The organism is Xanthomonas sp. D-99 (assembly GCF_017746145.1).
Lineage (GTDB): Bacteria > Pseudomonadota > Gammaproteobacteria > Xanthomonadales > Xanthomonadaceae > Xanthomonas > Xanthomonas cissicola.
In genome coordinates, this window is the sequence record NZ_JAGHWU010000042.1 from 24,270 (window position 1) to 47,315 (window position 23,046).

Here is a 23,046-nt window from a genome sequence, read left to right on the forward strand (position 1 = left end):
GCAGGGCTAACGCACCGGCAGTGCCAACGCATCGCCTTCCACGCAGGCAACCAGGCGCTCGCCTTCGGTCAACGTCGGCACGATGCCTGCGGTGAACTGCGAGAACGCCGGCAGGATGGTGACGCGCTCGCGCAACCAGAACGCCGGCCAGCGCCGCGACAGCCCTGGCAGCTTGGCCAGGGGATGCAGGTGCCCGCATAGCACGTGGCCGGTGGGATGCGGCAATGGGTCATGGCGCAGCACGAACGGTCCATCTTCGACCTGTTCGCCGGCCGCTTCGATGTGCAACTCCGCACCGGCCAGGGCGCGGTCGTGATTGCCGCGGATGGCGATCACGCGCAACGCGCAATGCCGTTCGCGCCATGCGCTCCAGCGTCGGTGCCAGGCGGCACGCGGCGCGGGCCCGTGCAACAGGTCGCCCAAAATCCACAGCGTCCGGACATCGCGTTGATCCAGCAACGCATCCAGCCGCTCCAGATCGTGCGCGGTGCCGCCGGCCGGCAAGCCGATGCCGGCACGTCGGAAGACATCGGCCTTGCCCAGGTGCAGGTCGGCGATCAACAGCGCACGGTGTGCCGGGCGATACAACGCACGCTCGCCGAGCAATTCCACGGTTTCGCCGGCCAGCTGCAGCTGCACGCTATCGCCCATGCTTGCGTTCCAGTTGTTCGGCAGCACGCAAGACGCGCGCCTTCCAGTCCTCGGTACTCAGCTGCCCACGCACGCGTTCGGCCCACAGCGGAAACGATAACGGCGTGAGGCTGCGTGGCTTGCGCAGGCGCAACTCGCGACGCGCGCAGTCTTCCAGCGCATGCGCAAGCCGCGCCAGTTCGAGCTGGCCTTCGAACACCTCGCGCTCGGCCTGGGCGAGCAGCAGGTGATCGGGGTCGAAGCGTTGCAACACGTCGTACAACAAACCGCTGGACGCCTGCAGCTGGCGCAGGCTGCGCGGCGCACGGCCAGGCAACGACGGCGACAACAAGCCCGCCACGCGCGCGATTTCGCGGAACTGCCGGCGGGCCAGCTCGCCGAGGTTGAGGCTGTCGCGCAGATCGTCGAACAGTCCCGCCGGCGAGAGCAGGGCCTGCAGCACATCGGCATCGATGTCGACATCCTGCGCTGGCGACAGCACAAAGCCGTAGTCGTTGGCAGCGAAGCTGAAGGTATTGCGCTGGCGTCGGCCCCAACGTGCCGCCAGCAACGCGGCCAGGCCTTCGTTGACCTGCCGGCCGGCAAATGGGTAGACGAAGACGTGGCGGCCGTCGCGCGCCTTGACGCTTTCCACCAATAGATGGTCCGGCCCGGGCAGCGAAGAGAGCGACGCCTGCAGGTGCAGCAACGGCGCCAGTGCCTGCATCTCCGGCGCATCGCCGGGCTCGGCGAACACCGCTTCCACCTCGCGTCCCAGCGCAGATGACAACGGCATGCGCCCGCCCATCCACTTCGGGACCACGCCGCTGCCACCCTTGGCCACGCGCACATAGGCAGTCATGTCTTCCAGGCGTACCAGTTCCAGCAGGCGGCCGGCGAACTGGAAGCGGTCGCCGCGGCGCAGGCGGCCGATGAATTGTTCTTCCACCGCGCCTAGCCGTCCGCCGCGCAGAAACTGCACGCGCACGCTGCCGTCGCTGGTGATCGTGCCGATGGACAGCCGATGCCGCAGCGCGACGCGCCGGTCGATCACGCGGTACAGACCCTCCTCGTCGCGCACCACTTTGTGAAAGTCCGGGTAGTGCGCCAGCGCGCTGCCGCCTTGCACGATGAAATCCAGCACCGCGTTCCAGGTGGTCCTTTCCAGTGCGGCGAAGGCATCGGTACCGCGCACTTCCTCGAACAACGCGTCGGCGTGGAAGCCGCCGCCGAGGGCGAGGGTGACGCAGTGCTGCGCCAGTACGTCCAGCGATAACCGTGGCGGTGGGCGCGCTTCGATATGGCCGTGCACCAGCGCGCGACGGGCCGCGGCATATTCGACCAGCTCCAGTGCATGCGAGGGGACGCACACCACGTGGCCCGACTCGCCGGGACGATGGCGTGCGCGGCCGGCGCGTTGCAGCAGGCGCGCGATGCCTTTCGGGCTGCCGACCTGCAGCACCTGATCCACCGCCGGGAAGTCCACGCCCAGATCCAGGCTGGAGGTGGCGACCACGCAGCGCAGGCTGCCGTCGGCCAGCCCGCGTTCGGCGGCGGTGCGTAGCGACGGATCCAGCGAGCCGTGGTGCAGCGCCAGCGTAGCCAGGTCTTCGGGCCACACCGCGCTCAAGGCCTGATGCCACAACTCGGCCTGCGCGCGCGTATTGGTAAACACCAGGCTGGTGCGCTGTTGCATGATCTTTTGCAGCACGCGCGCCAGTTGCGCCAGACCGAGGTGGCCTGCCCAGGGAAAGCGCTCGCCGCTGTCCGGCAGCAAGGTCTCCAGCGTCATCGTGCGCGGTTTGACGCCGGAGACCAGCGCCGCCTCGGGGCGATGCGGCAACAGCACATCGCGTGCCTGCGACAAATTACCCAGCGTTGCCGACAGCCCCCAGATGCGCAGTTGCGGCGTCCAGCCGCGCAAGCGCGCAAGACACAGCTGCAGCAACACGCCGCGCTTGTTGCCCAGCAGTTCGTGCCATTCGTCGACGATCACGCAGCGCAATGCCGATAGCTGCGGTGCGGTATCCGGATACGACAAGAGCAAGGCCAGCGATTCGGGCGTGGTCACCAGTACATCGAGCTTGCCGCTGCGGGCCAGCCGCTTGTCGCGCGCGCTGGCATCGCCGGTGCGCAGGCCCACCTGCCAATCCAGCCCCAATGCATCCACCGGCTCGCGCAGCGCGCGTGCGGTGTCGGCGGCCAATGCGCGCAGCGGCGTGATCCACAGCACCTGCAGATTGCGTTGCGGCTGGCGACGCGCAGGCGAGGCGGGTTTGCCCGGTTTGCGCGGGGATGTGCGCCCACGTGCGGCCAACGCCTCCAGCAACGGCCCGCCGAATGCCGCCAGCGTCTTGCCGCTGCCGGTGGGCGTGTGCAGCAGGCCGGATTCGCCGTCGAGATAGCGCTTCCACACATCGCGTTGAAACGTCAGCGGCGCCCAGCCGCGCTGCGCGAACCAGGCACGCCACTGTTGCAGTGGCGTGCCGTACGTGTGCTGCGTGACGCTCACCGCGCCAGTGCCTGCAGGGTACTCAGGTGGTCGGCTTCGGCCATTGGCTTGTCGTGACGCCAGCGCAGGATGCGCGGGAAGCGCACTGCGATGCCGGACTTGTGCCGCGCGCTGCGGTTCACCGCTTCAAACCCCAGCTCGAACACATGCTGCGCGGTGACCGCACGCACCGGGCCGAAACGCTCGGTGGTGTTGGCACGGATCCAGCGATCCAGCTGCAGGATTTCCTTGTCGTCCAGGCCGGAATACGCCTTGGCGATCGGTACCAGTTGGCCCTCATGCCACAGCCCGAAGGTGTAGTCGGTATAGAGCGTGCTGCGTCGGCCGTGGCCGGCTTGCGCGTACAGCAGCACCGCATCGATGGTGAGTGGGTCGATCTTCCATTTCCACCAGTCGCCGCGACGGCGACCAGATTGATACACCGAGCCGGCGCGCTTGAGCATCAACCCTTCCACGCCGCGTTCGCGCGCTTCCACGCGCACCTGCGCTGCGGCCTGCCAATCGCTGACCTGCACCAGCGGCGAGGCAATGATGCGCGGGTCTGCAAGCGCGGAGAGTACACCTTCCAGCAGAGCGCGCCGCTCCTGCAGCGGGCGCTCGCGCAGGTCTTCGCCCGCCAGTTCCAGCAGGTCGTAGGCCACCACGCGTGCCGGTGCGGCGGCCAAGGTCTTGGGCCCGGGCTTGAGCCGCTGGATGCGCGTCTGCAACGCGGTAAACGGCATCGGCAGGGGCTGTTCGGGTTGCCAGGCCAGCAGCTCGCCATCGATGACGGTGCCGTCTGGCAACTGCATCGCGGCGTGTTCGATTTCAGGGAAACGTCCATCCAGACGTTCTTCGCCGCGCGACCACAGTGCCGCTTCGCCAGCGCGGCGAATCAGCTGCAGGCGAATGCCGTCCCATTTCCATTCCAGCAGCCAGTCGTCGATGGCGCCTAACGTTTCGACCTCCGCTTCCAGCGGCGAAGCCAGGAAGAACGGGTAGGGCTGCTGGCGTTCGCCGGGCAGTTCTTCGCTGGTCAACAGGTCTGCAAGATAGGTCGGATGCGGCCGCCAACTGCCCAGCATGCGCTGGGCAATGCGCGCGATGTCCACGCCCGACAATTCGGCCAGCGCCTGCTGCACGAGCCGTTGCGACACGCCAACCCGCAGTGCGCCGGTCAGCAGCTTGTTGAACACCAGCCGCTCGTCGAAGGCCAGGCTGCGCCACGCCTGCACGATGCAGGCCTTGCGGATGTCCACGTCCTGGTTGGCGATCGGCAGCAGCCGCTGTTCGATCCACTCTGCCAGGGGCAGGTCGGCCGCCTCGGTGACCGGGTCGTCCAGCAGCAGGGCCAGCGTTTCGGCCAGATCGCCGACATGGTCGTAGCTGTCGGCGACCAGCCAGTCGGCAACGCCGGCGGTGTCGGTGATCCATTCACGCAGCTCGCCGCTGCTGGCAATGCGCATGCGCGCACTGGCCACCTTGCCACCGGCCATCAGATAGAGCGCCCATGCCGCATCCAGCGCGGGCGCCTCGCGGAAATACGCCACCAGTGCAGCGCGCTTGTCGAGCGTGCCGGTGCTGCGGTCCAGGGTGCGATACAACGCCGCGAAACGCCTCACAGCAGCGCCCGTGGCGCTGCGCGCCTGTCGGGAGCACGCAGTTCCAGTGCGCGTCGGGTAAACGCGGCAAGCACGCGTGGGCGCCGTAGCGGTCGCGGTGGACCGATGGTGGCCGCTGGTGCGCTGCGATGCACGCAAAACGCCAATGCATGACGGCGGAACGCGAGCGCACCGCTCAAGCGAATGCGCGGACGCGCGCGAACATAACGACGTGCGGGCAGCGGGTTCATTCCTCGGCTCCGAAATCGGTGCGGAAGGCTTCTGCTGCGACGCCGCGCTCCCGCAGGTGTTGGATCAATGCATCGGTATTGCCATGGGTGGCAATGACGCGCTGTGCGCCGGTTTCTTCGATGGTGCGCAGCAGGTCGGGCCAGTCGGCATGGTCGGAGACCACAAAGCCGCGGTCGTAATTGCGCCGACGGCGATTGCCGCGGATGCGCATCCAGCCCGAGGCAAAGCCCTGCTGTGCGCTGCGGAACCGGCGGATCCAGGCACTGCCGGCCGCCGATGGCGGTGCGATGACCAACTGCCCGGCATAGTCGGCGCCGCGCGCATGCTCGCTGACCGGCTGGGTGTCCAGCATCGGGATGCCTGCCTGGCGGTAGACCTCCACACCTACCGCGACGGCGCCATGCAGCAATGCCGGCTGCGTCTCCCACGCGCGCAATTCGGCCAATACGCGTTGCGCCTTGCCCAGCGCATAGCAATACAGGATGGCCGCTTCGCCGCGTTCGGCGCATTCGCGGCGCCAAGCGGAAATATCGGCCGCGACCTCGGAGGTGTCGGGCCAGCGATACACCGGCAGGCCGAACGTCGCCTCGGTAATGAAGGTGTCGCACGGCACCACTTCGAACGGCTTGCAGGTGGGGTCGGGCTGGCGCTTGTAGTCGCCGGAGGCCACCCAGACCTCGCCATCCACTTCGATGCGCACCTGCGCCGACCCCAGCACGTGTCCGGCCGGATGCAGCGACACGCGCGCACGACCCAGCTGAAACGTTTCACCATCCGCATGCGTGTGATAGACCTGTTCGCCCAGGCGCCATTGCAGGATGGACAGGCTCTCGCGCGTGCAGTGGTACTCGCCCATGCCGCTGCGGGCGTGGTCGCCGTGACCATGCGTGATCACCGCGCGCGGCACCGGCCGCCACGGGTCGATATGGAAGTCGCCTTGCGGGCAATACAGGCCCTCCGGCCCGAGCACCACCAGATCGCCGCGTGTGTGAGTTGTCTCATCGTTGCCGTTGCGCATGCGGCAACTCTGGCCAAGCCGGTGTGCAGATCCTGAGAATGGGAGCCGTGCGCCGGTGCGTTCGTGCAGCACGCGCTGACCGGCAGGTGCCACGACGTCGCGAGCCGCCGCCGGACGGGCGTGGACGGCGCGCAGAGGCCAGCGTGCAGAAGCCAAGGGTGCACGCATGGCACATGCCGGTCAGTTCACCGCCACGTTCGTCCGGCAGTGCGCGTTTAGTAGTGTTGGCAGCCGCGTGGATCGTGGACGCCTTAGAGCGGCCAACAAAACAAAGCGAGCGGCCGTCAGGTGGCGTCGACGGTACGAAGGAACCGCGGTGTACGCGTGGTACACACCGATTCCGGGCAACGGCCGCGCCCGCCTGGCTGCGCAGTCGTTTTTGTTAGCTGTTCTTAATGCCGCGTACGTCGCCCAGGCGAACGCACCGCGCTCGCTTCCACCGCCAGGGTGAAGCCGCGTTCTTCGCCGCCGTGCATGGCGCCGACATCGACCACCTGGCGACGGATCTCCTCGCCCTTACCGTTGCGCACCACCACCACCACCGTGTATTCCCATGGATCGCCGTCGGCCGGGTGGCGGATGGTGCCGTCGACCTTGAGCGGCACGATCGGCGCCGGCTGCGCGTGTTGCGCAGCCGCCGAATCGAAGCGCAGGTGGTGCTTGCACGCAGGGCAGACGCTGGCGCTTTCCAGGATCGTCGCCTTGCAGTGCGGGCAGCTACGCGTGGCGCCGGGCGTGCCCGGGCGAGGTGCACTCATGTGGCGTCGCTGTCTCCGCTGACGACCGGCTTGTTGGGCGCGACCGGCTTGCCGCCATCATCGCCCCAGCCGAAATCGGCTTGGCCGCGCATGCGCGCACCCGATGCCACCGTGAGGCTGCCGGCCTTGACGTCGCCGACCAACACACCGGATGTCTGCAGTTCGACCTGCGCGGCAGATTCGATGTTGCCCTCCAGCTCGCCGGCGATGATCACCTTGTTGGCGCGCACGCCGCCATTGAGCTTGGCGCCGCGTTCGATGGTCAGATCGCCCTTGACGTTGACATCGCCCTTGAAGCGGCCGGCCAAGCGCACATGGCCGGCGCCTTCGATCTTGCCTTCGATGCTGATGTCGGCAGCGATCAGCGACTCTTTCGCTTCGCTGTGACGCTGTGTGGCTGCAGTTGCCGGTGCGACGCTGGGCGCTGCGGCGGCGGGCACCGGCGGTGCGGGACTGGTCTCGGCGGTGAACAGCCTGCCATCGGCAGCAGGAACCTCGGGGGTGACCGGAACGCCGTCTTTCTTGTTGGGACCTTGATCGCGCCACATCGACATCGGACTGCCTCGCTTTAGGGGGCGAGGCCGACTATCGCCGCGCAACTGGATCTTTTGTGTGACGAACTCCGCAATCCGCGATGGACGGCGTGCGTGCCGAAGCTGTCGGCAAACGTCGCGAGCAGAGCTCAGGTGGGTGCGGTGTACAGGGCGGCAGTGTCGCTCGACACATCGCGGACGCGGCCGCACCGGCCTGGCAGCTGCGCCGCGGCTTTGTCAGCTGCTTTCAGTTCGCACTGTCCGTCGCAGCACCGTGTCGCTCGACCCGGTTGCGCCCAGCGCGCTTGGCGCGATACAGCGCTGCGTCGGCTTTCTGGATCAGGCTCGCACCCTGTTCGCCATCGGCCGGGAAACTGGCCACGCCGATCGAGGCAGTCACCTTCGGCAACGCGCGCGCACCGTCGCTGACCGCCAGCGCGGCGATGTAACCGCGGATCTGCTCGGCCACGCGCATGGCTTCCTCGCCATCGGCTTCGGGCAGAAGGACGGTGAATTCCTCACCGCCGTAGCGGCATGCCACGTCTTCGGCGCGCAGGCGGGTCAGCAGCACCTCGCCCACCGCTGCCAGCAACAGGTCGCCACCGGCATGGCCTTGGCTGTCGTTGAACTGTTTGAAATGGTCCACGTCCAGCATCAACACCGACAGCGGCAGACCACGCCGTGCGCACCGCGCCAACTCGTGGCTCAGCGATTCTTCCAGATAGCGGCGGTTATACAGCCCCGTCAGCGCATCGCGGATCGACTGCCGGCGCAGTGATTCTCGCAGGCGCAGGTTGCTCAGCGCCAACGACAACTGCTCGGCGGCCGCCTCGGCGATTTCCAGCCGCGGCATCGGTCCCGGGCCGGCTGCGGACAGGAACAGAAACCCGAGCTGGGTGCCTTGCGCCGACATCGGCAGGCACGTGGTGGTGACGGACGCATCGCGTGCGGGTTCTTCGATATGCGCACACAGCGCATCCCGGCCCAGGTCGTGGACGATATGCGGCTGGCCGCGGCGCAGCGCCCAGCATTGCTCCGGCGACAGATGCGGCGCACTGCGCACCAGCGGCTCGCCCCAGTGGCTGATCGCCTCGGCGCGGTCTTGCGAGGCGCGCAGCAGGTACACGCTTCCCGCCACGCCCGGCAGCAGGCTGGCCAGGGTACGGCTGCTGACCATCAAGGCTTCTTCGGCACTGATGCAGCTCTGCAGCAGGCCGGTGTAGCGGCTGAGCAGGTTGAGGTCGGCGGTACTGCGCTGCAGTGCGTCGATGCTCTCGCCCAACTCGCGATTGGCTTGCGCCGCCAGCTGTTCGGCCTGCGCGCGATGGCGCAGTTCGCGCATCAACAGCGCATAGACCATGCCCACCACCACCAGCCCGAACGGAATGCCGGCCAGCGCCAGTGCCAGCAACAGGTTGGCGCTTTGTTCGCTGCTTCGCGCGCGCTGTGCCAGCAGTTCCTGTTCGCGCTGCACCATCGCCAATGCCTGCTCGCGGATCGCGCTGGTGGTGCGGAAGGCGCTCTGCCGGATGTCGGCACGTGCCGGCTCCAGCCCACTTTGCGTATAGATGTCGAGCACGTGCTGAATCTGCCGCAGGCGGGTTTCCACCAGCCGTTGCAACTGCGCCAGGTGCTGCTCCTGCGCGGGGTTGTCGACGATCAGGCGGCGCAGGTTGTCCAGCAGGATCGGCAAACGTTCGACACTGGTGTGGTAGTCGAGCAGGTAGGCGTCGTTGCCGGTGAGCAGGAAACCACGCTGCGCCGATTCGGCATCGAGCACGCGCGCCTGGATCTCGTCGACCCGCCCGATCACCTCGTGGGTATGCGACACCAGCGCGGCGTCGGCCAGCGAACGGCGGGCACCGACGAAGATGCCGATTCCGATGACGACGAAGATCAGCGCAGAAAAAATCAGCGCCAGCTGGTTGCGCCGGCGTGACGTAAAAGAAGAGGACATATGCGAATGCTAGCCTGCCGGCCTCGACAACACGAGCCACCCGTCGGCCGAGACAAGCGCGCCGGCACATGGCCGGCGCGTTGCGGGTGCCGCGAAAGAGGGGCGACTCAGTGCTGCGCGTGGTCGGCGTCGTGCTTGTCGGCGTTCTGTTCGGCCTTGTTGGCCATTTCACGCGTCTTGTCGGCGGTGGCATCGGCCGCATTGGCGGTGGCGCGGCTGGCGTCTGCGGCCAACTCGCGCGCAGCCACGCGTGCATCGGCAGTTGCGGCCTTCGCTTCCACTGCTGCACGGTCTGCGGCCTGTTCGGTCGCGGCGGCGGCGTGCTTGGCGGCAGACGCGGCATCGCGGCGCGCCTGCTCGGCATCCGGGCCCTGACAGGCAGCAAGGGTGAGGGCGGCGATGGCGCTCAACGACAGCATGCGGATCGTCTTCATGGGTGGTCCTGTTCCTGTTCCGGTGTTGGAAGCCGGAGCTTATGCAGGAGGCGATGCAGTCTGCGTCAATGCGCAGCCGGCCATTCAGCCACGGGGTAGACAGACGCAGTCTTGCAGGATGTTGGTGGTCATGCCGGCGGGTACGGCGTGCAAGGCCGGAATCGCAGGCAAAAAAAAGCCGCTGGAAACCAGCGGCTTTTTTCGAACTCGCTTGGAGTCAAGAAGTGATTACTTCTTGGCTTCTTCTGCGGTGTCCTTGGCAGCCTTGGCGGTGTCTTCAGCCGTCTTGGCAGCGTCGGCAGCCTGGTCAGCAGCAGCGTCGGTCGCGGCGCCGGAAGCAGCCTGGGCAGCGTCAGCAGCGGTGTCGGCCGAAGCAGCAGCGGTGTTGGCAGCAGCCTGAGCGGCGTCAGCCGACTGCGAGCCCGAGGCAGCAGCCTGGTCGGCAGCGGTCTGAGCGTCGGCAGCAGCTTCGTTAGCCGAAGCAGCAGCGTCCTGAGCCTGTTCCGGCTTCGAGCAAGCGGTCAGGGCCAGGCCCAGAGCCATTGCGATCAGCAGCTTGTTGATGGTCATTGTTTCAATCCTCGTCGTTAGATTAGGCAACGCGCTATTGCGCGCCCCCGACATGATGACGGCCACAAGACGAGTGTCAAGCGCACGCGTATTCAGTTTTGCAAAATCGCCGTTAAAGATAATTAAATCAATTCGATAGCGATGGCGGTCGCTTCGCCGCCACCGATGCATAGCGTTGCGATTCCGCGCTTGCCTCCGCGGCTGCGCAACGCGTTCACCAATGTCACCACCAAGCGCGCGCCGGATGCGCCGATCGGATGGCCCAATGCGCAGGCGCCGCCATGCACATTGACCTTCTCGTGCGCGATGCCGAGTTGCTTGATCGGTGCCATCGCTACGACGGCGAAGGCTTCGTTGATTTCGAACAGATCCACATCGTCCAATTGCCAGCCGAGCTTGCCGAGCAGCGCTTGAATTGCAGCGACCGGTGCGGTGGTGAACCACTCCGGCTCCTGAGAATGGGTGACGTGGCCGACAATGCGCGCCAGCGGCGTCACGCCGCGGCGTTGCGCGTCGTCCGCGCTCATCAGGACGGTGATTGCCGCGCCATCGGAAATACTCGAGGAACTTGCCGCGGTCACGCTGCCGTCCTTCTTGAAGGCCGGGTTCAGCGTTGGAATCTTGGCCACGTCCGATTTGCCCGGCTGCTCATCGCTGTCCACGACGACTTCGCCCTTGCGCGTGGCGACCGTCACCGGCACGATTTCGTCGGCAAACGCGCCGCTGCGCTGCGCCGCCTGCGCGCGTTCCACCGAGGCGATCGCGAATGCATCCTGGTCGGCGCGGGTGAAGCCGAACGTCTCCGCGGTGGCTTCGCCGAACACGCCCATGGCCTGGCCGTCATACGGATTGGTCAGGCCGTCCCAGGCCATGTGATCGACCGCCTGGAAATTGCCGTAGCGGTTGCCGGTACGCGAGTTGGGCAGCAGATGCGGGGCATTGCTCATCGACTCCATGCCGCCGGCCACCACGATGCTGGCCGAGCCGGCCTTGATCAGGTCGTGTCCCAACATGATCGCCTTCATGCCCGAGCCGCACACCTTGTTGATGGTGGTGGCGCCGGTGGAGGTAGGAATGCCCGCGGCAATCGCGGCCTGGCGCGCAGGTGCCTGGCCGAGATTGGCCGGCAGCACGCAGCCGACGATGACCTCGGAAATATCGGCAGGTGCGATGCCCGATTGCGCGAGCGCGCCCCGGATGGCAGCCGCGGCGAGCGTGGGTGCCGGCACCGCATTGAATTGGCCGAGGAACGAGCCGATGGCAGTACGTTTGGCAGCAACGATGACGATGTCGGACATGAGCAGATACCGTTTAAAGTGAAACGATTATCTGCCTCATGGCGGCGCCGCGCTAGCACGCGCCCCACGCGCACCCTTTCCGATTAAAGTAAGCAAAGCGTTATTCGGGCCCGATTGGGCCCCATCCATGGAATGGGTTCGGGGAGAACACAAATGAAGAAGCAAGACGTCGCCAGGACTGTACTGGCCTCGGCGCTGGCCGTTGCGTTGACCGCATGTGGCGGTGGTGGTGGCGGAGGTGGTATCCGTCCAAGCACTCCGGCCGCACCGCCGGTGACCTCGCCGCCGCCGCCGCCAACATCGCCGCCGCCACCGGTGACGACGCCCACCACGCCGGAGCCGGCGATCGATGCGCATCTGGCGCTGACCAACGCGCGTGCGGCGCAGGCGCTTGGCTTCACGGGTGCTGGGTACCGCATCGGCGTCATCGATACCGGCATCAATGCCAATCATCCGGCGTTGCAGGGACGCGTAAGCGACAGCTTCATCTATGTGGACCCACGCACCAACAACACTGCGGTGGGCGATGTGGTCGGGCACGGAACCGTGGTGGCCGAGCTGGCCGCCGGGCGTGCGGTCGGGCAATGGCCCGGCGGCATCGCGCCGGGCGCGGGCCTGGTGTCTGCGCGCATCATCAGCGACCGTGCGCCGGAGGATGACGGCAGCGGCGACGGCAACGAGGTCGATGGACCGCTTGGCCTGGGACCGGTGCACGCCGATCTGATCAGTGCCGGTGTGCGCATCATGAACAACTCGTGGGGCGGCCTGTACTGGAACGACCCGACGGTGACCAATCAGATTGCCCAGGAATATCGCCCCTTCATCCTCAGTAACGATGGGCTGGTGGTGTTCGCGTCGGGCAATGAATCGCGCTCGCAGCCCTCCGATACGGCGGCGCTGCCCAGTCAGCCTGGCCCCAACGGAACGCTGCCGGCGGCCGATCTGGAGCGCGGTTGGTTGGTGGTGGGCGCGCTGGATACCGCCAACCCGACGCAACTGGCGTCGTACTCCAACGCCTGTGGTGTGGCGATGCGCTACTGCCTGGTCGCGCCAGGCACGTCGCTGTTCATCGACCCGGACGCCACTGCCGGCAACATCCGTTATTTCTACGGCAGCGGCACCTCGTTTGCAGCGCCGCTGGTCTCCGGTGCGGCTGCGCTGGTGTGGCAGGCATTTCCGTATTTCAACAACGATCTGGTGCGCCAGACCTTGCTGGGAACCGCCACCGACTTGGGAGCTGCGGGCGTGGATCCGGTCTTCGGCTACGGCCTGCTCAACGTCGGCAAGGCAGTGTTGGGGCCGGCACGCTTCGATTGGGGCACGGTGGATGTCAATGTCACGACCTTGCGTTCGACCTGGGCCAACGCCATCAGTGGCACCGGCGGCCTGACCAAGCGCGGCACCGGCACCTTGGTATTGAGCAGCACGGCCAATGCCTTCACCGGCGACACCCAGGTACTTGGCGGCACCTTGCAGACCGCCAGCTTGCAGAGTGCGCGCGTGAGCATCGCCAACGGCGCGCGCCTGGTCGGCGCGGGCAGCATCGGTGGTCGGGTCGACAATGCCGGGACCTTGCAGGTCAACGGCGCGACCGCATCCATTGCCGGCAACTACACTCAGGCCAGCAACGGTCGCCTGGCAGTGAATGTGGGTGACCGTTTGAATGTCGCGGGCACGGCGACCATCGCAGGCGACCTGCAATTGCTCGGTCGGCGCGACTACGTCGTCAACAACACGACCTACGCAGTGCTGCAGGCGACCGATGGTCTGCAGGGCACATTCGACACGCTGAGCAGCGGGCCGGCGGTGACCTTTCTTAGCGCCACGCGCAGCTACGACGCCAACGCCGCGTATGTGTCGCTGCAGCGCATGGATGTCACCGCGGTCGCTGCGTCGCTGGGCGCGATCGGCACCGCATCGATGGATTCGGCCATCCGCGTCGAGCAGGCGTTCCAGCAGGTCGATGCGCAGCAGTTCCAGGGCAATGGTGCACTCAGCGGCGGCTTCATTCGCGCTGCAGCTGCCTTGCAACAATCGCCCACGGCCAAGGCCGCCGCGGATTCGCTGCGCAGCCTGTCCGGCCGCGCGCATGCCGACTCTGCGGCGATGACCTTCGACACCATCGATCTGGGTCGCCGCGCACTGGCAGCGCATTTCGATGGTCTCTCGCAACAGCCGCGTCTGTTGGGCAACTGGCAGCGGGCACTTGGCGGGCCGGGCGAGGGCGGTGCAACCACTTCGGGCTTTGCCACCTCCGGCTGGATGATGGGCAACGATCTGCGTCTGGCTTCCGGTGCGGTTACCGGCTTTGCGTTCGGCGAAACGCGCTCCAGCAGCCTGGGCGACCTGGATGGGGCACGCGGGCGCGATCGTCAGGTGCAGGCGCAGCTGTATTGGGGCACGACACTGGGCGCTGCGTACACGTTGGGTCAGCTGGGCTTTGGCAACGTCAGTCGTCAGATCGAGCGCACCCTGCAGCTGGGCGAAGACCGCAGCAGCGCCTTCAGCGACTACAGCGGCAGTTACCTCAGCAGCAATCTGGAAACCGGGTACCGCCTGGGCGGTGCGCATGCAAGCCTGACGCCGTATATGGGCCTGGATTATGTGCGTTTGCGCAGCGGTGGCTTCCGCGAAAACGGCGGCGATGGTTTCGGCTTGCGTGCCGATGCGAGTACGTCCTCGCGCACGCAGGCGCTTGCCGGCGTGCGCTCGGCGTATCGTTGGCGCGGTATCCAGTTGGGCAGTTACGCCGAATGGCAGCAAGCGCTGAGCAGCGATGGCTTGACGCTGGATGCCAGCTTCGTCGGGGTGGATGCGTGGGCACCGCTGCGTGGCATGCAGCCGGCACGCTCGGGTGGTCTGTTCGGCATCACTGCTGCAGCACCGGTTGGCCAGCAGAGCCAGCTGCGTTTCGGTTACGACCAGCGGGTGGGCGAACGCGGCGACGACCGTGCGCTGAGCCTGCGATACAGCGCCGATTTCTGATCGGCGCCTTGCCTGGCTGAGGCATGTGGTCCCTGTCCAGGCAGCGTGCCTGGACAGGGTTTCACTCGCCGCGCAGCTTGTGCAGGAAGCGCGGTGCGGTGCGGCCCAGCGGCAGTTTGAGCTTGCTGATGGCCTCGATGCGCGCTTCGGCAATCTGATCGGCCGCCTGCTGCGGCGAAACGTCCAGCTGCGTTGACAGATCGAAAACCTTTTCCAGGTTGTGATAGATGCTGCGGATCAGCCGCATCGCACGTTCGCGGTTGTAGCCGTCGATCTCCAGCGACACATTCATCACCCCGCCGGCATTCACCACGTAATCGGGCGCATACAAAATGCCGCGCCGATGCAGCTCTTCGCCGATGGCGGCGCTGGCAAGCTGATTGTTAGCGGTGCCGCAGATGATCTTGGCCTTGAGTTGCGGCAGCGTGTCTTCGTTGATGGCGCCTTCCAGCGCGCAGGGAGCAAATACGTCGGCCGATACCTGATGGATTTCATCCGGGCGCACCGCTTCTGCGCCGTATTCGGCCACGGCGCGGTCGACCAACGCCTGATTCAGGTCGGCCACATAGAGTTTTGCGCCGCGCTCCTTGAGCAGCTTCACCAACTCCATGCCGATATGGCCCAGCCCCTGGATCGCGATGCTGGCCTTGCCGACTTCTTCGTGGCCGAGCTTGCGGTTGAGCGAGGCCATCAGCGCCTGCAGCGCACCATAGGCCGTAAACGGGGCAGGGTCGCCGGAGCCGCGGTGCACCTGGTGCACGCCGGTGACGTATTCGCTCTCCAGGTAGATCTGCTCCATGTCATTGACGTCGGTGCCGACGTCCTCGGAGGTGATGTAGCGCCCGCCGAGGGTGTCGACGAATCGGCCGAAGGCGCGGAACAGCGCTTCGGTCTTGTCGGTCCGAGGGTCGCCGATGATGACCGCCTTGCCGCCGCCGACATTCAGGCCGGCCAGGGCGTTCTTGTAGGTCATGGTGCGGCTCAGCCGCAGCGCGTCGTTGAGTGCCGCCTCGCTACTGGCATAGGGGCGCATCCGCACGCCACCCAACGCTGGCCCAAGGCGCGTGCTGTGCAGGGCGATGATCGCCTTGAGTCCGGCATCGCGGTTGTGACAGAAAATCACCTGCTCGTGGCCGGTGGTATCGAGGGTTTCGAAAAGCATCGAAGGCTCCGCGGGGCTGCGTGATGTGCCTTCCCTGAAGCCGGGCATGCACCCGTGCCGTGGGAAACAAAAAACGCGACGTTTGCAGATCCTGTCCGATCACGTCGCGCTGCAACATTTTAAACCACGTCGGCAGGGGCTTGTGCATGAATCTGTTCACCAATGCCGATAGCACTGCTGGCGGAACCATAGCGTCCCCAACCATTTGCTGCCTGCCGGGACGTGGCCGCATGCGAACGCCAGCGACCGGAAACGCCTCCTAGAGTGGCCGACACCACGTAGCGAGCGGTCGTCAGGCGGAGGTAGGCGGCGCGCGCGGGACTGCAGTGGACGAGGGGGACCTGCTCATTCCGAGCACCGGCCGCGTGCATGCTCGCCTGGCGGTGAGCGCAGAGCCGCGCGTGGTCTTGCACGCGTCCTGTACGATCAGCGATCAGCGATCGGCGGACAGGGCTAGTTGCGTCAAATACAGACGCAGGTCGAATTCCAGCTGGTGATAGTCCGGGGTCATGTGGTTGCAGAGCTGGTAGAAGGCCTTGTTGTGATCGGCCTCCTTCAGGTGCGCCAGTTCGTGCGCCACGATCATCTGCAAGAACGGTTCCGGCGCGTCGCGAAACACCGATGCGATGCGGATCTCGCGGCTGGCCTTCAAACGGCCGCCGTGCATGCGCGAGATCGCCGTATGCGTGCCCAGCGCATGCTTCACCACCTGCAGGTGGTTGTCGTACATCGCCTTGTGCAAGGTGGGCGATGAGCGCATGTAGCGCTCCTTCATCGCCTTGACGTACTCGTAGAGATGGCGGTCGGTGCGTATCGCGTGTCGGTCCGGGTAACGCCGTGCCAGCACGGCGGCGAGCTTGTCCTGTGCGATCAGCTCGCGTACCTGATCCAGGACGGCGGGCGGATAGCCGGTGAGGTAGCGAAGAGTGTCCATGGCGATCGGTCGCGGGCAAGCGCGCATGATCGCCGATGTGTCAGCCACTGACCAATCCACGCGTGCGGATGCGTGACTGCGAACCAGTTGCGCATGCGCACCGAGAGTCGATGGGGCAAGCGCGTGCATCGGTTGCGTTCAGTGCGGCTTGCACGATGTCACGCGGATGCGGTGCTTCGCCGCGGAGGGGTGGCCCCGCGTGCAGCTGTGATCATTTCTCCAGAAGCGCGCACGGTTGCGTGGACGCGGCGCTTGCTCTGTGAATGCAATGCACGTATTGCAGCGTGTGTCAGGCGTATTCACGAGTGCGGCACATTCGAATCGGTAGCGTGCGGTGCATGTTTTGTGGCGCTGCGCCGCAAGCACACGATCAAACAACGGCACGGTGCCGATGAGGAGACAACATCATAATCAAGTGGGCCATCATTTTCGCAATTATCGGCTTGATCGCCGGTGCGCTGGGTTTCGGCGGCATGGCCGGCGCGGCGATGGGTATCGCCAAGTTCCTGTTCTGGGCGGGCATCATCATTGCCATCGTGCTGTTCGTGCTGGGCATGACGATTGCCAAGAAAGTGACCTGACGACGCATGCTGCACAGCCGAGCAAGCGCATTGCTGTGCGGCTGTGTTACCTGTGATGCGAAGGAGCGGCCAATGGCCGCTCCTTTTTTTCTGCCGAGGCGCTGGCCCGCATGTCAGCTGCAGGCGATCTCAAGCGTGGCGTACGCGACGCGCGCGCCTGGCTCAAACGCCGGTATCGTTGGCAGTGGTATGCAGGGCGATATTGAGTTGATCGATGGTCACGATCCAGTCGGCATCGTCGAGGCGTTCTTCACGCAACAGCTGGGATTGGGCAGGCGTCCAGAACGGTGCTTCTTCCAGGCGCATCTCGCCTGGCAGCGGGGAATGCTCGGCAATGAAGCTGCGAATGCTGGCTTCGTCGGACGGCAGGCCAAGCTGGGCGAATAGTTCGGAAAACGGGTGGACGGGCTGTTCCATTGCTGTTCCTTCGTAAGTGCGGATGACGGAGTGCCTGGTCACTTGCCGCCCGTAGCGGCAGTGGCGTTGGCTTGATGCTAGTGCAACCAGCTTGAGCGTACTGTGCACATGCGGCTTGGATTTGCCTGCGCGAATGACCATATGTGTGTCCAGACCAGCGAGGTGTAGCGATCATGGCGACCGGATGGGCGGGTGATGGGGCGGTACAGGACCAGATCGATGCCACTGTCGACGATGCAATCAAGCGCGCACGGAGTCAGTTGCATCACGGGCCGAGCCTGACGCACTGCGAAGAGTGCGAGACACCGATTCCCGAGGCGCGCCGCAAGGCAGTGCCCGGCGTGCACTTGTGCGTGAACTGCCAACAAGCGCATGACTTGGAGCAGGCTGCGCAAAGCGGCTACAACCGTCGCGGCAGCAAGGACGGTCAGCTGCGTTGAGTGGTTGAGGGGTCATCTCCACGATGCCATTGCGACCGCGATCCCGTACAGCGTCTCTATCGCAAGCGGGCAACGCAGTGGAGCTTGCTGTAGTCGTTGGGGCTTGCCGCTTGCCGACGAGGACGTGTTTGGGTTCTGCCACTGGCGAACTGGCCGCAGCAAAGCGGCTTCGCCTTGCGCCTAGTTGGCGTTGAAGCCGCCGGTCTCGCGCCAGCGACGCGTGGTGCGCTGGAAAAACAGGCTATTGGGGACTTGCAATACGCTGCCGGCATGGTCGCCGGTTTCTTCCAGCGTGGTGTAGATCACGTTGATATCGATCACACGTCCCTTCAAGCCGGGCTTGTCGCCGCCTTCGAGTACCTCGATGTGATCGTGCAGGCGAAACGGCCGCGTGGTGATGATCAGGAACGTGCAGAAGATATTGGACAGTACGCTCCATGCAGCGAAGAAGGCTACTGCGCCGACGGCTGCGAACCCGGTGAATGCGGTCCATAACGTGCCGCCCGAGACGCCGATGACCCGCAGCACCATCAGCAAGGCACTGACCGAAATGACGAAGCTGCCGACGCGGCGGATACCGATCATCATTTCGGCGGGCACGCTGTAGCGTGTGCACAGCCGCCGCAGCAGTTGCCGGAGCAGCAGGCGGACCAACGCGGCAACTGCCAGGATCAGCACGATCTTGACCGTCGGTACTGCAATCGCCAGCCATTCCGGATTCCAGTGGGGCAACAGGCTGCGGATCATGGCGGGCAACGCATCGGAGGCGGACATCGCATCGTGCAGGATCAACGGGGCGTCCATTGTAGCGGGCCAACTCTGCGCTGTAGGTGCGCAGAGTGAATGCATGCTCATCTGCGAATGCAGGAGTGCGGCAGATGGCAGGCACTCCATGAATGCATGCCGACGCGAGCATGCGGATGGAGTTGGTGGGTGCAAGCCCGGCGCGTTCGCGCGGGTGCGGCGCGAGGCGCCGACGCGCCCGCAGCGTCCGGTCGCCGCGCATCGGCAACCCGTGCGAAGTCATTGCGCGGGTCATCGCCAGAAGCGACACGACGTCGCACTGAAGTCGCATTCCTGCGCGATGCGTATGAATGACATCGCCGGACGCCAGAAACAAACATGCCACCTTGCGGTGGCACGTCGGTACAACAGTTCCACTTCGCGGCACCATGCATTGCAACCTGCCGCGTTGTTGGCTGCGTTAGGCGGCCTTGTCGCCGTCGTTGCGCGCCGGGCCGAAGTTGGTGGTGAGCACTTCGATCCGGCCGCCGGTCTTGCGGAACGCGGCGATGTCGGCAGCGATGCGCTCACGACTGAGCGGCTGCGACTTACCTTCGCTGCGAGCGATGCTGGGCTGGGATTTCTGCTTGGTCGCGGGACGTGCCATGTGGCCTCCTGTAGCGGGGAAGTGCGGTGACACCGCGTGCGGCTAGGGTGGCGCGCGCGGAAGCGGTGTCGAGAGTGCGACGGCGTTCGGTGCGCCATCGCGGTGGCACGCTGTGCGTGCCGTTGCAGGCAAGACGGCTAGGCGTCGAGCAGCAACCGCGCATTATAGGGGATGACGCGGCGGCGCGTGTTAATCGTCCGACGAATGGACTGCCTGCGCGGCCGCCCAGGCCAATCCCTGGACCACGCCGAATGACGGATCGCCATGCACCAGGCGCGATTCGGGGAACGCAGCGGCCACGGTCTCGCGGATATAGCCGGCCCGCGACATGCCGCCGGTGAGGAACACCGTCGCCGGTGCGGCCGCCATGTCGGCGCGTACCTGTGCCAGCAGGCCTGCCAGTTCGCCCAGATAACTGGAAGCGGACGCGACCAATGCATCGGCCTGCACGTCCACGCCCAGGCCGCGCTCGATGAAGTCGAGCGCGGCCTGGTGCCGATCCAGCTCGCTGAGCGCGATCTTGCAGGCTTCCACGCCGCGATACAGACGCGCGGTGTTGCCGGTGTCCTGCAGGGCCTGCAGGCGCTTGTCGAAGGGGGCGGGCACGTCCTGGTACTTGTGCAGGCGGAATTCGCGCTGTCGCGTCATGTCTTGCACCATCGCCGCCTCCACGTAGTGGTGGGTAGGCACGCGCGTGATGCCGCGGCCGAACAGCGGCATGTAGGCCGCCAGGCTCAGCGCCAGATCGATATCGGTACCGCCGCGCGCGATCCCCCAGGCACGGTGTACCTGCGGCGCAGCGCTGCCACCGACGCTGGCATGGGCGATGTCGGTGGTGCCGCCGCCGATATCCACCACCACGGTGTCGTGGCGGCTGTCGTGGCTGACGTGATAATGCATCGCGGCCGCTGCAGGTTCTTCGAGAAAATCCACGTTGTCGAAACCGGCGGCGATCGCAGCGGTCTGCAGGATCTCCAGCGCCTGCGCATTGCCGGCCTCACCGATCGAACTGCGAAATTGCACCGGCCGGCCCAGGGTGGCGCGACGGATGTTGATGTCGAACTGGCGCGAGGCAGTCAGCCGGATGTGTTCCAGCACATGGGTGGCGATGCCGGTAATGGTCTGGCGCGCGCGCGGATGCAGGTTGTAGCCCAGCATCGACTTGGGGCTTTGCACCAGGCTGCCTTCGCCCTCGAGAAAATACGCATCCAGCGCCTCGTCGCCGTAGACGGCGTTTTGCAGCAGGGCGGCGGAGGTGCGTGGCTCACGCACCTGTGCTTCCATCCACTGCCGCCGCACGATGCGGATTGCGTCGCGGCGCAGGCTGTCGTTGTTGGGGGTGCGGCCGGCAGCCAATGCATCGCGTCGGCCCGAGTCGATGAGCCGCTCCACCTCGTATTCCAGCGCTGGCGTCAGGCTGAAATCGTCCGGGTCGCGCATGGTCTCCGGAAAATACACCGTGGTGCGGAACTGCAAGGCCTCGCCGAAGCGCACCGGCACGACCTGCCCATCGACGATCGCCGCGGCGGCGGAGTTGCTGGTACCGAAGTCGATGCCGAGTTTCATGCAGACAGGCCTGAGAGCGGGTCGCGCACTTTACTACGCCTGCCGCACCTGCCGTCGAGACTGGCAGCGTCGGTAACGCCATGGCCAAACCCGAGCGTTGTGCTGCGCACTGGCCCGCGCCGCAGCCACGGGGGCGCGCGGCGCGCGCCGGGTCAGGCCGCCAGCTCGGCCACGTGGCCGTCGTTCAATTCCTGCGTGGTGGCCTCGCGCACTGCCACCACTTCGACCGCAAAGTGCAGCGTTTGCCCAGCGAGCGGGTGATTGCCGTCCACGGTGACCTGATCCGGGCCAACCTCGGTCACGGTGACCAGGACCGGACCCTGCTGCGTGCGCGCCTCGAACTGCACGCCGGGGACTACATCGACATCGGTCGGAAACGCATCGCGCGGCACCTGCTGGATGAGCTGCTCATGACGCGGACCATAGCCCTGTTCGGGCACGACGTCGGCGGTGAGCGTATCGCCCAGCTGCTTGCCTTCCAGTGCCTGCTCCAGGCCTGGCACGATGTTGCCGGCGCCATGCAGGTAACTCAGCGGCGTGTCGGGCGTGGAGCGGTCCAGCACCTGGCCGTTGTCGTCGGAAAGGGTGTAGTGAATGGTCGCAACGCGACCCTGGCTGATTTCCATTGGAAACCTCCATGATGGATGATCGAAGGGAATGCATCGGCTGATTCACGATGCGAAGAAGTGCCGCACGCACACCGTAGGCAATCGCACCGCATCATGCAACTGCAGCCGGTTTTGCGGTTGAGGCGGGGATCAGCTTGGCGGCACAACCGCCACGACCAGGCTCGTGCCAGATGCGTCAGCGCGACAACGGATTGAAGCGTGGTGTGCGTCGGGCTGACGTCCGCAGCGCGATCGGCGATTGCGGCGTTGGCGCTGCGTTCGATGGATCAACGCGGCGCCGTGGTGACCGACAGGCATGCATCACGACATCTGCATGCCGCACGCTTCGGTCTGCCTCAGTCGGGCTCTGTTCCGCTCTCGATCTGCGCCCGCCGTGCACGCCAGGTTTCCGGGGTCTGCGGCTTGACGAACAGTGCGGTAAGTTCGGGATGTTGCTGCTTGGCAGCGGCTTCGATCCGCCCGACGCAGGCCTCGATCTGCGGTGTGGTGCGGCTGTCTTCGAACTCGGCGCTCAATGCTGCCACCACCTGGTTGGGGCCCATTTGCATGGTGAGCACGCCATTGGCCGCACGCACGTCCGGGTCGCTGGCGGCGATGCGCAGCAGCGAGTCGGTGACATGCGCATGCGCCGGCTCGCCGATCAGCAGGCCCTTGGTTTCGCGCGCCAACAGGAATGCGGTAAACGCCAGCACCCCGGCGATGCCGATCGAGGCGATGCCGTCGAGCTCGGGCATGTCGAACAATTGCGCACCGGCCAGACCGAGCAGCGCCATCAGCAAACCGATCAACGCAGCGCTGTCTTCCAGCAACACGGTGAAGGTGGTGGGGTCCTTGCTCTGGCGAAATGCCTGGAAATAGCCCATGCGGCCTTTCTTGGAGCGAAATTCGCGCACCGCCACCACCCATGAAATGCCTTCGAACACGATCGAGACGCCGAGCACGCAGTAGGCAACCAGATGGCTCTTGGCCGGCTCCGGGTTACGCAGATGCACGATGCCTTCATAGAGCGACACGCCCGCACCCATCGCGAAGACCAGCAGGGCGACGATGAAACTCCAGAAGTACAGCTCGCGCCCGTACCCGAACGGATGGGTTGGAGTGGGTGGCTGCGCGGCGCGGCGCAAGCCATACAACAGCAGCACTTCGTTGACGGTGTCCACCAGCGAGTGCACGCCTTCGCTGAGCATGGCCGAGCTGCCGGAGATGCCGGCGGCGATGAACTTGGCCACGGCAATGGCCAGATTGCCCGCCAGTGCCACGTACACCACCACGTGCGAACCTTTAGGCTTGCCTGGACCATTGCCGCTGGCCGAGGGCTCGCTCTGTTCGAGGCGAGGGGAGGATGGGTTTGTGCGCGGGGAAGGGGACACCGGCTGATGGGACACGCGCGACCTGCGAGG

The 23,046-nt window shown here is 65.8% G+C and carries 22 protein-coding genes and 2 other RNA genes; 3 read left to right on the plus strand and 21 right to left on the minus strand.

Going from position 1 to position 23,046, the window contains the following annotated elements; genetic code table 11:
- Positions 1-6: 6 nt before the first annotated feature.
- From pdeM to J7360_RS14880, 12 genes are all read right to left on the minus strand, one after another.
- Positions 7-651 carry a ligase-associated DNA damage response endonuclease PdeM gene (gene pdeM, locus J7360_RS14825; protein ID WP_057660848.1) on the minus strand — a complete coding sequence of 215 codons (645 nt, stop codon included), beginning with the start codon at positions 649-651 and terminating at the stop codon, positions 7-9.
- Positions 641-3,142: a ligase-associated DNA damage response DEXH box helicase gene (locus J7360_RS14830; protein WP_057660850.1), complete on the minus strand. Its 2,502-nt coding sequence runs from the start codon at positions 3,140-3,142 to the stop codon at positions 641-643. Before J7360_RS14830 ends, pdeM begins: the two co-directional genes overlap by 11 nt.
- The gene (locus tag J7360_RS14835) at positions 3,139-4,743 is read right to left on the minus strand and encodes an ATP-dependent DNA ligase (RefSeq protein WP_057660854.1); all 1,605 of its coding nucleotides are present in this window, start codon (positions 4,741-4,743) and stop codon (positions 3,139-3,141) included. The genes J7360_RS14830 and J7360_RS14835 overlap by 4 nt, the downstream gene beginning before the upstream one ends.
- Positions 4,740-4,973: a hypothetical protein gene (locus J7360_RS14840; protein WP_017155619.1), complete on the minus strand. Its 234-nt coding sequence runs from the start codon at positions 4,971-4,973 to the stop codon at positions 4,740-4,742. The genes J7360_RS14835 and J7360_RS14840 overlap by 4 nt, the downstream gene beginning before the upstream one ends.
- Positions 4,970-5,992: a ligase-associated DNA damage response exonuclease gene (locus J7360_RS14845; protein WP_017155620.1), complete on the minus strand. Its 1,023-nt coding sequence runs from the start codon at positions 5,990-5,992 to the stop codon at positions 4,970-4,972. The genes J7360_RS14840 and J7360_RS14845 overlap by 4 nt, the downstream gene beginning before the upstream one ends.
- 258 nt (positions 5,993-6,250) lie before the next feature.
- Positions 6,251-6,325, minus strand: a non-coding RNA gene (locus tag J7360_RS14850) — sX9 sRNA.
- 59 nt (positions 6,326-6,384) lie between these two features.
- Positions 6,385-6,750: a hypothetical protein gene (locus J7360_RS14855; RefSeq protein WP_008578205.1), complete on the minus strand. Its 366-nt coding sequence runs from the start codon at positions 6,748-6,750 to the stop codon at positions 6,385-6,387.
- Positions 6,747-7,304: a polymer-forming cytoskeletal protein gene (locus J7360_RS14860; protein WP_057660857.1), complete on the minus strand. Its 558-nt coding sequence runs from the start codon at positions 7,302-7,304 to the stop codon at positions 6,747-6,749. The genes J7360_RS14855 and J7360_RS14860 overlap by 4 nt, the downstream gene beginning before the upstream one ends.
- A gap of 226 nt (positions 7,305-7,530) precedes the next feature.
- Complete coding sequence (locus J7360_RS14865) at positions 7,531-9,240, minus strand: diguanylate cyclase (protein WP_057660860.1); 1,710 nt, start codon at positions 9,238-9,240, stop codon at positions 7,531-7,533.
- 107 nt (positions 9,241-9,347) lie between these two features.
- Entirely contained in the window at positions 9,348-9,674 is a 327-nt protein-coding gene (locus tag J7360_RS14870) for a hypothetical protein (RefSeq protein ID WP_011346837.1), read from the minus strand.
- 228 nt (positions 9,675-9,902) lie between these two features.
- The gene (locus J7360_RS14875) at positions 9,903-10,244 is read right to left on the minus strand and encodes a hypothetical protein (protein WP_003489455.1); all 342 of its coding nucleotides are present in this window, start codon (positions 10,242-10,244) and stop codon (positions 9,903-9,905) included.
- Between the two features lie 122 nt (positions 10,245-10,366).
- Positions 10,367-11,542 carry a thiolase family protein gene (locus J7360_RS14880; RefSeq protein ID WP_209034156.1) on the minus strand — a complete coding sequence of 392 codons (1,176 nt, stop codon included), beginning with the start codon at positions 11,540-11,542 and terminating at the stop codon, positions 10,367-10,369.
- Positions 11,543-11,695: 153 nt separating this feature from the next.
- On the opposite strand from J7360_RS14880, the gene J7360_RS14885 reads away from it, so the two are divergent.
- A complete protein-coding gene (locus J7360_RS14885) occupies positions 11,696-14,527 on the plus strand; it encodes an autotransporter serine protease (protein WP_209034158.1) in 2,832 nt (943 codons plus the stop codon).
- A gap of 61 nt (positions 14,528-14,588) precedes the next feature.
- On the opposite strand, the gene J7360_RS14890 is transcribed toward J7360_RS14885, so the two are convergent.
- The 3 genes from J7360_RS14890 to J7360_RS14900 all read right to left on the minus strand — a co-directional run bounded on the left by J7360_RS14890 (position 14,589) and on the right by J7360_RS14900 (position 16,650).
- Positions 14,589-15,689 (minus strand): Glu/Leu/Phe/Val dehydrogenase dimerization domain-containing protein, encoded by a 1,101-nt coding sequence (locus J7360_RS14890; RefSeq protein WP_005924809.1) that lies wholly within the window; start codon positions 15,687-15,689, stop codon positions 14,589-14,591.
- A gap of 266 nt (positions 15,690-15,955) precedes the next feature.
- Positions 15,956-16,032, minus strand: a non-coding RNA gene (locus tag J7360_RS14895) — sX9 sRNA.
- A 90-nt stretch (positions 16,033-16,122) separates the two neighbouring features.
- Positions 16,123-16,650 carry a YgjP-like metallopeptidase domain-containing protein gene (locus J7360_RS14900; RefSeq protein WP_306347936.1) on the minus strand — a complete coding sequence of 176 codons (528 nt, stop codon included), beginning with the start codon at positions 16,648-16,650 and terminating at the stop codon, positions 16,123-16,125.
- Between the two features lie 380 nt (positions 16,651-17,030).
- On the opposite strand from J7360_RS14900, the gene J7360_RS14905 reads away from it, so the two are divergent.
- Entirely contained in the window at positions 17,031-17,204 is a 174-nt protein-coding gene (locus J7360_RS14905; protein ID WP_003489471.1) for a DUF1328 domain-containing protein, read from the plus strand.
- 162 nt (positions 17,205-17,366) lie between these two features.
- On the opposite strand, the gene J7360_RS14910 is transcribed toward J7360_RS14905, so the two are convergent.
- A complete protein-coding gene (locus J7360_RS14910; protein ID WP_022559761.1) occupies positions 17,367-17,621 on the minus strand; it encodes a DUF2789 domain-containing protein in 255 nt (84 codons plus the stop codon).
- A 173-nt stretch (positions 17,622-17,794) separates the two neighbouring features.
- Here J7360_RS14910 and J7360_RS14915 point away from each other — a divergent pair, with 173 nt between their 5' ends.
- Positions 17,795-18,061, plus strand: coding sequence for a DksA/TraR family C4-type zinc finger protein (locus tag J7360_RS14915; protein WP_057660871.1), 267 nt, complete (start codon positions 17,795-17,797; stop codon positions 18,059-18,061).
- A 180-nt stretch (positions 18,062-18,241) separates the two neighbouring features.
- On the opposite strand, the gene J7360_RS14920 is transcribed toward J7360_RS14915, so the two are convergent.
- The 5 genes from J7360_RS14920 to J7360_RS14940 all read right to left on the minus strand — a co-directional run bounded on the left by J7360_RS14920 (position 18,242) and on the right by J7360_RS14940 (position 23,031).
- On the minus strand, positions 18,242-18,835 hold the full coding sequence (locus J7360_RS14920) for a mechanosensitive ion channel family protein (protein WP_209034166.1): 594 nt from the start codon (positions 18,833-18,835) through the stop codon (positions 18,242-18,244).
- Positions 18,836-19,265: 430 nt separating this feature from the next.
- Positions 19,266-19,451: a hypothetical protein gene (locus tag J7360_RS14925; RefSeq protein ID WP_022559758.1), complete on the minus strand. Its 186-nt coding sequence runs from the start codon at positions 19,449-19,451 to the stop codon at positions 19,266-19,268.
- Positions 19,452-19,640: 189 nt separating this feature from the next.
- Entirely contained in the window at positions 19,641-21,017 is a 1,377-nt protein-coding gene (locus J7360_RS14930) for an Hsp70 family protein (RefSeq protein WP_007967345.1), read from the minus strand.
- Between the two features lie 152 nt (positions 21,018-21,169).
- Complete coding sequence (locus J7360_RS14935; protein WP_011050866.1) at positions 21,170-21,643, minus strand: peptidylprolyl isomerase; 474 nt, start codon at positions 21,641-21,643, stop codon at positions 21,170-21,172.
- A 338-nt stretch (positions 21,644-21,981) separates the two neighbouring features.
- A complete protein-coding gene (locus J7360_RS14940) occupies positions 21,982-23,031 on the minus strand; it encodes a cation diffusion facilitator family transporter (RefSeq protein ID WP_057660874.1) in 1,050 nt (349 codons plus the stop codon).
- Positions 23,032-23,046 lie beyond the last annotated feature (15 nt).

What these genes read in the sequence shown, in the direction of transcription:
- pdeM (WP_057660848.1), bottom strand. Translation starts at nt 651, where the DNA reads ATGGGCGATAGCGTGCAGCTGCAGCTGGCCGGCGAAACCGTGGAATTG.
- J7360_RS14840 (WP_017155619.1), bottom strand. Translation starts at nt 4,973, where the DNA reads ATGAACCCGCTGCCCGCACGTCGTTATGTTCGCGCGCGTCCGCGCATT.
- J7360_RS14845 (WP_017155620.1), bottom strand. Translation starts at nt 5,992, where the DNA reads ATGCGCAACGGCAACGATGAGACAACTCACACACGCGGCGATCTGGTG.
- J7360_RS14855 (WP_008578205.1), bottom strand. Translation starts at nt 6,750, where the DNA reads ATGAGTGCACCTCGCCCGGGCACGCCCGGCGCCACGCGTAGCTGCCCG.
- J7360_RS14860 (WP_057660857.1), bottom strand. Translation starts at nt 7,304, where the DNA reads ATGTCGATGTGGCGCGATCAAGGTCCCAACAAGAAAGACGGCGTTCCG.
- J7360_RS14865 (WP_057660860.1), bottom strand. Translation starts at nt 9,240, where the DNA reads ATGTCCTCTTCTTTTACGTCACGCCGGCGCAACCAGCTGGCGCTGATT.
- J7360_RS14870 (WP_011346837.1), bottom strand. Translation starts at nt 9,674, where the DNA reads ATGAAGACGATCCGCATGCTGTCGTTGAGCGCCATCGCCGCCCTCACC.
- J7360_RS14875 (WP_003489455.1), bottom strand. Translation starts at nt 10,244, where the DNA reads ATGACCATCAACAAGCTGCTGATCGCAATGGCTCTGGGCCTGGCCCTG.
- J7360_RS14880 (WP_209034156.1), bottom strand. Translation starts at nt 11,542, where the DNA reads ATGTCCGACATCGTCATCGTTGCTGCCAAACGTACTGCCATCGGCTCG.
- J7360_RS14885 (WP_209034158.1), top strand. Translation starts at nt 11,696, where the DNA reads ATGAAGAAGCAAGACGTCGCCAGGACTGTACTGGCCTCGGCGCTGGCC.
- J7360_RS14890 (WP_005924809.1), bottom strand. Translation starts at nt 15,689, where the DNA reads ATGCTTTTCGAAACCCTCGATACCACCGGCCACGAGCAGGTGATTTTC.
- J7360_RS14900 (WP_306347936.1), bottom strand. Translation starts at nt 16,650, where the DNA reads ATGCGCGCTTGCCCGCGACCGATCGCCATGGACACTCTTCGCTACCTC.
- J7360_RS14910 (WP_022559761.1), bottom strand. Translation starts at nt 17,621, where the DNA reads ATGGAACAGCCCGTCCACCCGTTTTCCGAACTATTCGCCCAGCTTGGC.
- J7360_RS14915 (WP_057660871.1), top strand. Translation starts at nt 17,795, where the DNA reads ATGGCGACCGGATGGGCGGGTGATGGGGCGGTACAGGACCAGATCGAT.
- J7360_RS14920 (WP_209034166.1), bottom strand. Translation starts at nt 18,835, where the DNA reads ATGTCCGCCTCCGATGCGTTGCCCGCCATGATCCGCAGCCTGTTGCCC.
- J7360_RS14925 (WP_022559758.1), bottom strand. Translation starts at nt 19,451, where the DNA reads ATGGCACGTCCCGCGACCAAGCAGAAATCCCAGCCCAGCATCGCTCGC.
- J7360_RS14930 (WP_007967345.1), bottom strand. Translation starts at nt 21,017, where the DNA reads ATGAAACTCGGCATCGACTTCGGTACCAGCAACTCCGCCGCCGCGGCG.
- J7360_RS14935 (WP_011050866.1), bottom strand. Translation starts at nt 21,643, where the DNA reads ATGGAAATCAGCCAGGGTCGCGTTGCGACCATTCACTACACCCTTTCC.